Source organism: Pseudomonas sp. PDM19, assembly GCF_014852215.1.
GTDB lineage: Bacteria > Pseudomonadota > Gammaproteobacteria > Pseudomonadales > Pseudomonadaceae > Pseudomonas.
This window is the reverse complement of sequence record NZ_JACVBG010000004.1, coordinates 418,804-432,071: the sequence shown is the minus strand read 5'-3', so window position 1 is coordinate 432,071 and position 13,268 is coordinate 418,804. Positions and strand designations below refer to the sequence as shown.

At 66.1% G+C, this 13,268-nt stretch carries 10 protein-coding genes; all 10 read left to right on the top strand.

Features of this window, described 5'->3' with window-relative positions; translation table 11 throughout:
• Positions 1–145 precede the first annotated feature (145 nt).
• Positions 146–829, top strand: coding sequence for a hypothetical protein (locus IB273_RS24215; RefSeq protein ID WP_192225200.1), 684 nt, complete (start codon positions 146–148; stop codon positions 827–829).
• Positions 830–929: 100 nt separating this feature from the next.
• Positions 930–2,672, top strand: coding sequence for a potassium/proton antiporter (locus tag IB273_RS24210; protein WP_081515459.1), 1,743 nt, complete (start codon positions 930–932; stop codon positions 2,670–2,672).
• 84 nt (positions 2,673–2,756) lie between these two features.
• A complete protein-coding gene (gene mscK / locus IB273_RS24205) occupies positions 2,757–6,122 on the top strand; it encodes a mechanosensitive channel MscK (protein WP_192225199.1) in 3,366 nt (1,121 codons plus the stop codon).
• 58 nt (positions 6,123–6,180) lie between these two features.
• Positions 6,181–7,641, top strand: coding sequence for a protein adenylyltransferase SelO (gene selO, locus IB273_RS24200; protein WP_192225198.1), 1,461 nt, complete (start codon positions 6,181–6,183; stop codon positions 7,639–7,641).
• Positions 7,642–7,763: 122 nt separating this feature from the next.
• Entirely contained in the window at positions 7,764–9,041 is a 1,278-nt protein-coding gene (locus IB273_RS24195; RefSeq protein ID WP_151188533.1) for a bifunctional O-acetylhomoserine aminocarboxypropyltransferase/cysteine synthase, read from the top strand.
• Positions 9,042–9,439: 398 nt separating this feature from the next.
• A complete protein-coding gene (locus IB273_RS24190) occupies positions 9,440–11,359 on the top strand; it encodes a methyl-accepting chemotaxis protein (RefSeq protein WP_151188534.1) in 1,920 nt (639 codons plus the stop codon).
• A 387-nt stretch (positions 11,360–11,746) separates the two neighbouring features.
• A complete protein-coding gene (locus tag IB273_RS24185; RefSeq protein ID WP_192225197.1) occupies positions 11,747–12,067 on the top strand; it encodes a hypothetical protein in 321 nt (106 codons plus the stop codon).
• Positions 12,068–12,227: 160 nt separating this feature from the next.
• Entirely contained in the window at positions 12,228–12,506 is a 279-nt protein-coding gene (locus tag IB273_RS24180) for a BrnT family toxin (RefSeq protein WP_192225196.1), read from the top strand.
• Positions 12,484–12,732, top strand: a complete 249-nt coding sequence (locus IB273_RS24175; RefSeq protein WP_192225195.1) for a BrnA antitoxin family protein — start codon at positions 12,484–12,486, stop codon at positions 12,730–12,732. Before IB273_RS24180 ends, IB273_RS24175 begins: the two co-directional genes overlap by 23 nt.
• Before the next feature lie 74 nt (positions 12,733–12,806).
• Positions 12,807–13,241, top strand: coding sequence for a thioredoxin TrxC (gene trxC / locus IB273_RS24170; protein WP_088416110.1), 435 nt, complete (start codon positions 12,807–12,809; stop codon positions 13,239–13,241).
• The last annotated feature ends 27 nt before the right edge of the window (positions 13,242–13,268 follow it).

Here is a 13,268-nt window from a genome sequence, read left to right as displayed (position 1 = left end):
CCCCGGTCACGTCCGGGGCTTTTTTATGCCTGTGGAAAAGTGCCGTTTCGACAGGGATGCGGAAGTAAGCCGAATGAACTGAACGAAGATTCCGACAACAACAGCTGACCAGGCCGACAGCGAAGCCAGGGGCAATTGCCGTTGAATGGCGCCCGCGCAACTTTTCGCCTTCACGACCCTGGCCATGCATCCCTCCTTACTCGCTACCACCTCACGCCGCTGCCTGCAGCTTTTCCCGCTCATCGCCGTCATTGCCGCGCTGGGCTGCGTGCTCGCGCTGTTCAATACCGGCCCTGCCGATGCGCTGCCCCAGAGCGACCCGCAAAGCAGCCTGGCGTCCCCACTGAATTCTGCGCCGATCTTCACCGAGCCCAGCACGGAAGCCTTGCAGCATGCCGACGACTATCTGCAGAGCATCGACAAGGCCATGTCCAATGGCCTCGAAGTCCTGCGCGGCGGCGACGGCAAGTCGATCGCCGCGCAGAGCCGCTACTTCAATGCCCTGGTCAACGCCGGCTACGCCCAGTTCGGCTCGTCCTACTACGATCCGCTGGGCAGTTGCGGCGTCGCCGGCAGCTCGGCCCGCCATCTGTGGCATACGCAGGTCCGCACCATCGGCGGCGAGGCGAACATCGCCGGCGAAATGCGCAGGGCTCGCACCACCTTGCAGCGCGACCGCCAGGCCTGCCTCGATGCCGTCCGGCTGCCCCTGGACGAGGCCGTCGCCTGGGCGCCCACCCAAGTGACCTCACCAAGTCTGGTACCCACCTGGGCCACCGCCGGGGCGTGGCCGGAAAGCGCCGCCGAACGGTCCTCAACAAACCTTTGACAGCCTTGTAAATCCGCAGGTTAGAATCGATTGGCATGCGGCCTGCATCCTGATCCCCAAGTAGCGTCGCCACTCCCCTACTCCCCAGGAGGTCGACACCTTGGATGCCGTGGCCATCAACAGCTATTTCCTGATCGCTGCTGTGCTGATCGGCATGAGTATCCTGGTCAGCTCGCTGTCCTCGCGGCTGGGCATCCCGATCCTGGTCATCTTCCTCGCCGTGGGCATGATCGCGGGCACCGACGGCCCCGGCGGCATCGGCTTCTCCAACTACCCCATGGCCTACCTGGTGGGCAACCTGGCGCTGGCGGTGATCCTGCTGGACGGCGGTTTGCGCACACGGGTGTCGAGCTTCCGTGTAGCACTCTGGCCAGCCCTGTCACTGGCCACCGCCGGGGTGCTGATCACCGCCGGGTTGACCGGCATCGCTGCCGCCTGGCTGTTCAAGCTGAGCTGGATGGAAGGGCTGCTGATCGGCGCCATCGTCGGCTCCACCGACGCCGCAGCGGTGTTCTCGCTGCTCGGCGGCAAGGGCCTGAACGAGCGGGTCACCGCTACCCTGGAAATCGAATCGGGCAGCAACGACCCCATGGCGGTGTTCCTCACCGTCACCCTGATCGATATGCTCGCCCACGGCGAAAGCGGCCTGTCCTGGAGCTTCCTCTGGCACTTCCTGCGCGAGTTCGGCATCGGCTCGGTGCTCGGCCTCGCCGGCGGCTGGCTGCTGCTGCAGGTGATCAACCGCATCCACCTGGCCAACGGCCTCTACCCGTTGCTGGCGATCAGCGGCGGCCTGCTGATCTTCGCCCTGGCCAACGCGGTGCACGGCAGCGGCATCCTCGCCATCTACCTGTGCGGCCTGGTGCTGGGCAACCAGCCGATCCGATCGCGCCACGGCATCATGCACATGCTCGACGGCATGGCGTGGCTGGCGCAGATCGGCATGTTCCTGGTGCTGGGCCTGCTGGTCACGCCCCACGACCTCTGGCCCATCGCCCTGCCCGCCCTGGGCCTGGCACTGTGGATGATCCTCTTCGCCCGCCCGTTGTCGGTGCTGGTCGGCCTGTTTCCGTTCCGCGCCTTCCATGGCCGCGAGAAGGCCTTCATCGCCTGGGTCGGCCTGCGCGGCGCGGTGCCGATCATCCTCGCGGTGTTCCCGCTGATGGCGGGCCTGCCCAACGCCCAGCTGTTCTTCAACGTGGCCTTCTTCATCGTGCTGGTTTCGCTGCTGGTGCAGGGAACCAGCCTGCCCTGGGCCGCCAAGCTGCTGCGCGTGGTGGTGCCGCCGGACCCGGCGCCGATCTCCCGCGCCGGCCTGGAAGTCCACCCGACCAGCGAGTGGGAGCTGTTCGTCTACCACCTGAGCAAGGAAAAGTGGTGCATCGGCGCCGCCCTGCGCGAACTGAAGATGCCCGAGGGCACGCGTATCGCCGCGCTGTTCCGTGGCACCCAACTGCTGCACCCGTCCGGCAGCACCATCCTCGAAGCCGACGACATCCTCTGCGTGATCGGCCACGAGCACGATCTCTCGCCGCTGGGCAAGCTGTTCAGCCAGGCGCCGGATCGCGGCCTCAGCGCACGCTTCTTCGGCGACTTCGTCCTCGAGGGCGACGCCCAGCTCTCCGCCGTGGCCTCGCTCTATGGCCTGAAGCTCGAAGGCGTCGACGGCGAGCAGAACCTGGGCCGCTTCATCGCCCACGAAATCGGTGGCCAGGCGATCATCGGCGACCAGGTGGAATGGAACGGCCTGACCTGGACCGTGGCCGCCCTGGACGGGAACAAGATCCGCAAGGTCGGGGTCAAATTCCCGGAAGGCCGTCCCGGCCCCGGTCTGTTCCTCTGACCGCCCACCGGCGCCCGCTTGCGGGTGCCGGCCAGCCAGCACTACCCTCACTCCACTTTTTCGCACGAGCCGCTGAACGCGACCATGTCATTCCTGCTGCGTACTCTCCTGACTGCTGTCCTCCTGGGCAGCTCGCTCACCGGCCTGCCCGCGCTGGCCGCCGATACCACCGTCCCCAGCGCCGAGAAGGTGCAGCAGAGCCTCGACGGCCTGGCCGACCGCAAGCTCAGCGATGCCGAAGCCAAGCCGGTCAAGGCCAGCCTGGAGAACACCCTCAGGCTGCTGGCAGCCAAGGAAGACAGCGAGAAGCAGCTCAGCGAGCTCAACGGCCGCCTGGCCGATGCGCCCAAGCTGATCAGCGAGAACCAGAAGGCCCTCAGTCGCCTCAAGGGCAGTGCCGACAAGCCCGCGGCCCAGCGCTACGGCGGCTATAGCGCCACCCAACTGGAAATGCTCCTCAACGAGCAATCCACCCAGTTGGCCGCCTGGCAGAAGGAGATGATCGACGCCAAGAGCGAGATCCTCACCGCGCAGACCCGCCCCGAGCGCGCCCAGGCCGACCTGAGCAAGAACCAGACGCGCCTGCTGGACATCAACACCGCCCTCAAGGCCGGCAAGGAAGGCGCCAAGCCCCTGACCGACGAACGCCGCAACGAGCTGCTCGCCGAACAGGCCGCGCTGACCGCGCAGAACCTGCTGCTGCGCAAGCAACTGGCCGGCAACAACCTGCTGCTCGACCTCGCCTCCAGCCAGCGCGACCTGCTGGCCGAACGTATCGGTCGCGAAGAGCGCGAAACCCTCGAACTGCAGGCGATGATCAGCGACAAGCGCCGCGAGCAGTCGGAGAAGACCGTCGCCGAGCTGTCCAAGGACGCCGACCAGGCCGCTGGCACCGACAGCCTGCTGAGCCACGAGAACGCCGCCAACCTCAAGCTCTCCGACTACCTGCTGCGCACCACCGACCGCCTCAACACCCTGACCCGACGCAACCTGGAAGCCAAGCAGCAGCTGGACAACCTGACCCAGGGCGAGCAGGCCCTCGACGAGCAGATCAACGTGCTGCGCGGCAGCCTGCTGCTGTCGAAGATCCTCTACCAGCAGAAGCAGTCGCTGCCGGTGATCAAGACCGACCAGGACCTCGCCGACGAGATCGCCGACCTGCGCCTGTACCAGTTCGAGCTGAACCAGAAGCGCGACGAGATCAACAACACCCAGGTCTACATCGACAACCTGCTGGCCCAGCAATCCCAGGAAAGCGTCACCGCGCAGCTGCGCCACGACCTGTCCGAGCTGGTGGACACCCGCCTGGAACTGATGGAGCGCCTCAACCACGAGCTGAACGCGCTGCTCAATGAGGCCATCACCCTGCAGCTGAATCAGAAGCAGCTCAAGGAAACCAGCAGCAGCCTGCGCGCCACCCTCGACGAGCAGATGTTCTGGATTCCCAGCAACCGCCCGCTGGACCTGTCGTGGTTCAAGATGACCCCGGCCCTGCTGCACCACCAACTGGCCGAAGTGCCCTGGGGCTCGGGCGTCAAGGAGCTGGGCGAGGGCCTGATCGACCGGCCCTTCCTGTTCCTGCCGCTGCTCCTGCTGGTTGCCGCCCTGCTGTGGAAGCGCAAGTTCCTCTACGACAAGCTGGAATCGCTGAACGACGATATCGGCCACTTCAAGCGCGACAGCCAGGCCCACACCCCACTGGCCCTGCTGCTCGCCGTGCTGCTGGCACTGCCCGGCACCCTGGCCCTGGCCATCGCCGGCCTCGCCCTGCTGCTCGACGCCCGCGGACAGAACGCCACCCTGGGCAGCGCGCTGCTGGAGATGGCGCAGGTCTGGCTGGTGTTCTACACCGCGCACCGCATCCTGCGCCCGGGCGGCATCGCCGAGCGGCACTTCCACTGGAGCCAGCCGCAGGTGCAGTTCCTCGGCAAGCTGATGCGCCGACTGGGCCTGGTGGTGATGTCGCTGGTCGCCGTGGTCACCGTCGCCGAGCACTCGCCGGCCTCGCTGGCCGATGACGTGATCGGCATTGCCGTGGTGCTGTTCGGCTACGGCGCAATGACCTGGCTGCTCGCCCAGCTGCTGTTCAACAGCCCGTCCAGCGAACGCCCGTCGATGATCAAGATGATTGTCGGCCTGGGCTTCACCGCCCTGCCGGTAGCGCTGTTCCTGGCCGTGGGCTTCGGCTACTACTACACCGCGCTCAAGCTCACCGACCGGCTGATCGATACCCTGTTCCTGCTGATGTTCTGGATGGTGGTGGAAGCCACCTTCGTCCGCGGCATGGGCGTTGCCGCCCGCCGCCTGGCCTACCAGCGCGCCCTGAAGAACCGCCAGAACGCGCCCAAGGAAGGCATCGAGGGCACCGAGGTGGTCGAAGAACCGACCCTGGGCATCGAGCAGATCAACGAACAGTCCATGCGCCTGATCCGCCTGGGCCTGCTGATCGGCTTCGTGGTCACCCTGTACTGGGTCTGGGCCGACCTGATCAGCGTCGTCTCCTACCTCGACAACGTGACCCTCTACCAGTACACCAGCGGCACCGGAGATGCAGCGTCCACAACGCCGATCAGCCTGAGCGACTTCCTCATGGCGCTGGTCATCGCCGCCGTGACCGTCGCCCTGGCGCGCAACCTGCCCGGCCTGCTCGAAGTGCTGGTGCTGCAACGCCTGACCCTGGCCCAGGGCAGCGCCTACGCCATCACCACCCTGCTGTCCTACACCATCAGCGGCATCGGCTTCGTCAGCGCGCTGTCCACCCTCGGGGTGAGCTGGGACAAGCTGCAATGGCTGGTGGCCGCGCTGTCGGTCGGCCTCGGCTTCGGCCTGCAGGCGATCTTCTCCAACTTCGTCTCCGGCCTGATCATCCTTTTCGAGCGCCCGGTGCGGATCGGCGACGTGGTGACCATCGGCACGCTGTCCGGCACCGTCAGCCGCATCCGCATCCGCGCCACCACCATCACCGACTTCGACCGCAAGGAAATCATCGTCCCCAACCAGACCTTCATCACCGGCCAGCTGGTGAACTGGTCGCTGAGCGATACCGTCACGCGCGTCACCATCAAGATCGGCCTGGCCTACGAGAGCGACCTGCCGCTGGCGCGCAAGATCATGCTCGACGCCGCCCACGCCAACACCCGCATCCTGCGCGACCCGGAGCCGGTGGTGTACTTCACCCTGATCAGCGCCAGCACCTTCGACTACGAGCTGCGCTTCCACGTCCGCGAACTGGGCGACCGTAACCCGGCGGTGGACGAGACCCTCACGCGCATCGCCCTGGCCTTCCGCGAAGCCGGCATCGACATGGCCTTCAACCAGGTCGACGTGTTCCTGAAGAACTTCCAGGGCCAGGAAGCCCAGGTCATCGTCGGCCAGCAGCAACCCGCTGCCGCACCCGTGAAGATCGGCGGCCCCCAGGGCACCGACAAGCCTGGCGGCGACAAGGCCTGAGGGTGGACGCCTTCGGACAAGTCCGAGCACAATGCTCGGACTTGTACCGGAGATGCGCGTGAAAAAGCTCGACGAACTGACCTTCGATAACCGCTTCGCCCGCCTGGGCGATGTGTTTTCCACCCAGGTCCTGCCCGATCCCATCGCCGACCCGCGCCTGGTCGTCGCCAGCCCCGCCGCCATGGCCCTGCTCGACCTCGACCCGAGCGAGGCGGCAAGCCCGCTGTTCGCGGAAATCTTCGCCGGCCACAAGCTCTGGGAAGAAGCCGATCCGCGCGCGATGGTCTATTCCGGGCACCAGTTCGGCTCCTACAACCCGCGGCTGGGCGACGGCCGCGGCCTGTTGCTGGGCGAAGTGGTGAACGAGGCCGGCGAGCACTGGGACCTGCACCTCAAGGGCGCCGGACAGACGCCCTACTCGCGCATGGGCGATGGCCGCGCCGTGCTGCGCTCGTCGATCCGCGAATTCCTCGCCAGCGAATACCTCGCCGCCCTGGGCATCCCCAGCAGCCGCGCACTGTGCGTGATCGGCTCCAGCACCACGGTGTGGCGCGAGTCGAAGGAAACCGGTGCCATGCTGCTGCGCCTGGCGCCCAGCCACGTGCGCTTCGGCCACTTCGAATACTTCTACTACACCAAGCAGGAAGACCAGCAGCGCACCCTCGGCGAGTTCGTCCTGCAGTCGTACTACCCACAGTGCCTGGATGACGAAAAGCCCTACCTCGCATTCTTCCGCGAAGTGGTCGAGCGCAACGCCGAGATGATTGCCTACTGGCAGGCGTACGGCTTCTGCCACGGGGTGATGAACACCGACAACATGTCGATTCTCGGCATCACCTTCGACTACGGCCCCTACGCCTTCCTCGACGACTTTGACGCCAACCACATCTGCAACCACTCCGACGACAGCGGCCGCTACTCCTTCAGCAACCAGGTGCCCATCGCCCACTGGAACCTCGCGGCCCTCGGCCAGGCACTGACGCCCTTCGTCGAGGTGGACGACCTGCGCGCCACGCTGGACCTGTTCCTGCCGCTCTACCAGGCCAGCTACCTGGACCTGATGCGCCGCCGCCTCGGCCTGACCACGGCCGAAGAGGGCGACCTGGAGCTGGTGCAGCGCCTGCTGCAGACCATGCAGAAGGGCGCCGTGGACTACTCGCTGTTCTTCCGCCGCCTCGGCGATCAGGCACCGGAGCAGGCGCTGGCCGTGGTGCGGGAAGACTTCGTCGACCTCGCCGGTTTCGACGCCTGGGCCGCCGACTATCAGGCCCGCACCGAGTGCGAAGGCGGCAGCCAGGACGAGCGCCGCGCCCGCATGCACGCGGTCAACCCGCTCTACGTGCTGCGCAACTACCTCGCCCAGGAAGCCATCAGCGCCGCCGAGCAAGGCGATTTCAGCGTGGTGCGTCGCCTGCACGAAGTGCTCGGCAAACCCTTCGAAGAGCAACCCGACGCCGAGGTCTTCACCCGGCGGCCGCCGGACTGGGGCCGTCACCTGGAGATCAGTTGCTCATCCTGAGACGGTTATAAGCTCAGCAATAAGCGATCTAGCGGCGCCCGCTCTGCATTGCTCCCGGTCATTGACCGGGGCCGGGCACCGCTCGCATCCTCGGGGCTTTCTGCCACAAGGACGCTCGAGCAATGAAACCGGAAACCCTGGCCATCCACGCCGGCTACAGCCCCGACCCGACCACCAAGGCCGTGGCCGTACCGATCTACCAGACCAGCTCCTACGCGTTCGACGACACCCAGCACGGTGCCGACCTGTTCGACCTGAAGGTCGCCGGCAACATCTACACGCGCATCATGAACCCCACCAACGCGGTGCTGGAGGAGCGCGTGGCCGCACTGGAAGGCGGCGTCGCCGCTCTGGCCGTGGCTTCCGGCATGGCCGCCATCACCTACGCCATCCAGACCGTCGCCGAAGCCGGCGACAACATCGTCTCGGTGGCCAAGCTCTATGGCGGCACCTACAACCTGTTCGCCCACACCCTGCCGCGCTTCGGCATCCAGACCCGCTTTGCGCCGCACGATGACATCGCCGCCCTCGAAGCACTGATCGACGAACGCACCAAGGCGGTGTTCTGCGAATCCATCGGCAACCCGGCGGGCAACATCGTCGATCTCCAGGCCCTGGCCGATGCCGCGCACCGCCACGGCGTGCCGCTGATCGTCGACAACACCGTCGCCACGCCGATCCTCTGCCGCCCGTTTGAGCACGGCGCGGACATCGTCGTGCACTCGCTGACCAAGTACATCGGCGGCCACGGCACCAGCATCGGCGGCATCGTCGTCGACTCCGGCAAATTCCCCTGGGCCGAGAACAAGGCGCGCTTCCCGCTGCTCAACACGCCGGATGCGTCCTACCACGGCGTCACCTACACCGAAGCCTTCGGCCCCGCCGCCTTCATCGGCCGCTGCCGCGTGGTGCCACTGCGCAACACCGGCGCCGCGCTCTCGCCGTTCAACGCCTTCCTCATCCTGCAGGGCCTGGAAACCCTCGCCCTGCGCATGGAGCGCCACTGCGAGAACGCGGTGAAAGTCGCGCAATACCTGCAGGACCACCCGCAAGTCAGCTGGGTGAAATACGCCGGCCTCGCCGACCACCCCGAGCAGGAACTGGCACTGCGCTACATGGGCGGCAAGCCCGCGTCGATCCTCTCGTTCGGCATCAAGGGCGGGCAGGAAGCGGGCGCGCGCTTCATCGACGCACTCAAGCTGGTGGTGCGCCTGGTGAACATCGGCGACGCCAAGTCCCTGGCCTGCCACCCGGCCTCCACCACCCACCGTCAGCTCAACGACGAGGAACTGGAGAAGGCCGGCGTGCCGCGCGACATGGTGCGCCTGTCCATCGGCATCGAGCACATCGACGACATCCTCGCCGACCTGGCCCAGGCGCTGGACGCCGCCAGGGCCTGACGGCCAGCCCCGCACGAGGCGCCAGGCGGTGCCTCGTGCGGGGCCTCATGAATAAGCTGACGCATCACCGTCATATCCAGATGCCATCATCGGGCAGACGATGGCCTCACCATTCCGTACAATGCCGTCGCTGCCTGCACCCCAGGCAACCGCGCGACCGCGCCACCTGATACGCCAGCGAAAAGGGAATTGCGCGGCCGTCCACCGTCTCCCTTCCCCCGTCATCCGCACCCCGACCCGCCTCCCGGCGCCGGCCGGCGGATAACTTTTTTCGCTCGCCACCATCGGGTTCCGTCCCGGCCTGCCGATAGTGCAGGGACGTGGTTCGCCACCCTGGCCCCCAATAACAACAATCTCCGAACGGCCTGACTTCACACAACCTTTCCTGGAGATCGTCAATGAACAGCTGGATTTCCAACCTGAGCGTGAATCTCAAGTTGGCCCTGGGCTTCGGCCTGGTCCTCGCCTTCACCGCCATCCTCGCCATCGTCAGCTGGGTCGGCCTGGGCTCGCTGATCGACCGCAGCAACTGGATGAGCGACATCACCGAGCTGAACTCGCGCCTCACCAAGCTGCGCATCACTCGCCTGCAGTACATGATCGCCGACGGCGCCGAGCAGGAAGCCGCCAACGTCATGAGCACCCTGGCCGACTTCAAGGCGCAGCAGCAGAAACTGCGCGCGTCCTTCGTCAGCCCGGAGAACGTGCGCATGCTCGACCAGCTCGGCGGCATCATCGGTGACTATGAGAAATCCCTGGCCGCCATGCGCGCCGGCTACCAGAGCGCCGGCCTCACCCGCCGCACCCTGCAGGACAACGCTGCCCGCGCCAACGAGCTGACCGCGCAGATCCAGCAGGACATCCTCAAGGCCCCGGCCGACGAAGAGCGCGCCACCCGCTTCCAGGCCATCACCGGCACCCGCGAAGACCTGCTGCAGGCCCGCTACGACGTGCGCGACTACCTCGCCACCGCCCTCACCAGCAACGGTGACGGGGTGACCCGCGGCCTCGACGAAAGCATCGCCGGCCTGCCAGCCCTGGAAAGCGTGCTCGGCGTCGCCGAAGCGCAGTACGTCCAGCAACTCGGCACCGCCCTGCGCACCTACCGCGACGCCGTCGTCACGCTGCGCCAGAACATGGCCGCGATCGTCCAGGCGCGCAAGGAAATGACCGCCCAGGGCCAGGACATCGTCAAGATCAGCGAAAACCTCTACCAACTGCAGCTCGATCGCCGCGACGTCGAAAGCGCCAAGGCCCGCAGCCTGCAAACCCTGGTCACCCTGCTCGCGCTGGTGCTGGGCAGCATCGCCGCGCTGATCATCACCCGCCAGATCACACGCCCGCTGCACGACACCATGGCGGTGGTCGACCGCATCGCCGCCGGCGACCTGTCGCAGACCATCCAGGTCAGCCGCCGCGACGAACTCGGCCGCCTGCAGCAGAGCATGCAGCGCATGAGCCAGAGCCTGCGCGAGCTGATCGGTGGCATCCGCGATGGCGTCACCCAGATCGCCAGCGCCGCCGAGGAACTCTCCGCCGTCACCGAGCAGACCAGCGCCGGCGCCAACACCCAGAAGGTCGAGACCGACCAGGTCGCCACCGCCATGCACGAGATGTCCGCCACCGTGCAGGAAGTCGCGCGCAACGCCGAGCAAGCCTCCCAGGCCGCCTCCGCTGCCGACCACCAGGCCCAGGACGGCGACCGCGTGGTGAACAAGGCGGTCGAGCAGATCGAGCGCCTGGCCGAGGAAGTCGAACGCTCCGCCGAAGCCATGCAGCGCCTGGAACAGGAAAGCGAGAAGATCGGCAAGGTCATGGACGTGATCAAGTCGGTGGCCGAGCAGACCAACCTGCTGGCCCTCAACGCCGCCATCGAAGCCGCCCGCGCGGGCGAGGCCGGGCGTGGATTCGCCGTGGTCGCCGACGAAGTGCGCGGCCTGGCCCAGCGCACCCAGCAGTCCACCGAAGAGATCGAAGCCCTGGTTGCCGGCCTGCAGAGCGGCACCCGCCAGGTTTCCAGCGTCATGCTCGGCAGCCGCGAACTCACCGCCAGCAGCGTCGCCCTGAGCCGCCAGGCCGGCGAATCCCTCGGCGAGATCACCCGCACCGTCTCCAATATCCAGGCGATGAACCAGCAGATCGCCACCGCCGCCGAAGAGCAGAGCGCCGTGGCCGAGGAAATCAGCCGCAGCGTGGTGAATGTGCGCGACGTTTCCGAACAGACCGCCTCGGCCAACGAAGAAGTCGCCGCCTCCAGCGTCGAACTCGCCCGCCTGGGTGGGCAGTTGCAGACGCTGGTCAGCCATTTCCGCGTATGACCCGAATGGCCGCCGGCACCATCGGCGGCCTGATTGGGCCGCACCGTTTTTCGTAGGAGCGAGCTTGCTCGCGAACCCGCCCGGCACAAAACCAGGCGGGACTACATCAAATTCCCGCCGTCCTACCCCGCCCAAAGCCGCCTTTTCGCAAGCTCCTGCCAGACACGGTGGATTCCCCTTCCCGCCGGGTTCTGGCTTATCTCAAATCCGTAGAATGACGGCATCTTCTCGCGCACATATAGCACGATGCAGGAATTTTACTGCATGTTCCACGCGGCGGGAGATTGCGATCCAGAACTGCCGAACGGCACGGATCAAAAGACGCGAGCCCCCGGTGCGACAACACCGAAGGCCCGCTAACCACAATCAGTTAACAGGCAACTCATCATGGCTAAAACCGATGGTAATGCACCCGCACCCCCCGAAAAAGACCGTTTCCTCCCCCTGGGAACCGACTCACAACACCACGCCCATCCCCGCAACGCCACCCTCTACCTGCGCACCGACGCCCCGACCGACGAACTCTACAACGCCGCCGAAGACCGCCTGAGCGCCGTCATCGACCTGCTCGGCATCCTCTCCCTCTCCACCCTCGACGCCCAGCCGCTGCGCAACGTCCTGCAAATCAACCGCGCCCTCCTGCTGCTGGCCTCCGACGCCCACTCGCTGTACGAGGCAGACCACGCACAGCGCGTCAGCCACAGCTAGCCCCTGACGCGCACGGCCCGCCCGCTGTAGGAGCGGGCCATGCCCGCGATCCGTCGGCGGCAGCCGACGCCAGCGACAGAGCAAGCCAGCCCATGCATTTCGTCACGTAATACGACCGCCATGGACATTTGTATGTACAAACGTCAATACGGAGAGCAGCATGCTGTTCGAATGGGACGAAGCCAAGAACCTGGCAAACATCCGCAAGCACGGGATCGACTTCAACGACGCGATGGAGCTGTTCCAGCAGCCCTACCTCGCACAACGCGATGACCGCGAGAATTACGCCGAGGAGCGCTGGATCAATCTCGGCCGAATACGGTCGTTGATTGGAGTGGTCGTGAGCACCGAACGAGAAGGAGATGTCATCCGCATCATCTCCGCCCGGAAAGCCACCAGAAGGGAGGCCAGACACTATGTCCAAGCCATCGAGAACTGACTTCAAGCGCCTGAGCAAACTGAAGGACAAGGACATCGACACCAGCGATATCCCCGAGCTGGGCGAAGACTTCTTCAAGAACGCCGAACTCCACATACCAGCCAAACAGGCCGTTACCATTCGCCTGGACGCGGATGTACTGGAGTGGTTCAAGAGCCAGGGGGCCGGCTACCAGACTCGCATCAACCAGCTTCTGCGGCAGTACATGCAGGCTCATCGAAACTGAGCTTCGCCACCGGGTACAGTTGATAATCTCCGGATCGCCACCACCTAGCTCCCCATAGCCCGAGGAGCCCCGTCATGTCCGATTCCCTGATCATCCCCTGCCCCAACTGCAACGGCCTGAACCGCGTGCCCGCCGCGCGGCTGGGCGACTCGCCCAGTTGCGGGCGCTGCCAGTCGCCGATCGTGCTGGATACGCCGTTCGACCTCGACGAGGCCGGCTTCGCCGCCCAGGCCAAGGGCGACCTGCCGTTGCTGGTAGACGTGTGGGCCGACTGGTGCGGGCCGTGCAAGGGCTTTGCGCCGGTGTTCGAGCAGGCCGCCGCGCGGCTGTCGGGCAAGGTGCGCCTGGCCAAGCTCGACAGCGATGCCAACCCGAACCTCTCCACGCGCCTGGGGATTCGTTCGATCCCGAGCCTGATCCTGCTGCGCAACGGCCAGGAAGTGGCGCGCCAGAGCGGCGCAATGCCGCTGCCGCAGTTGCTCGACTGGCTGTCGCGCCAGGGCATCTGAGGGCGAGCGTTTCGGTCAATCCACGCG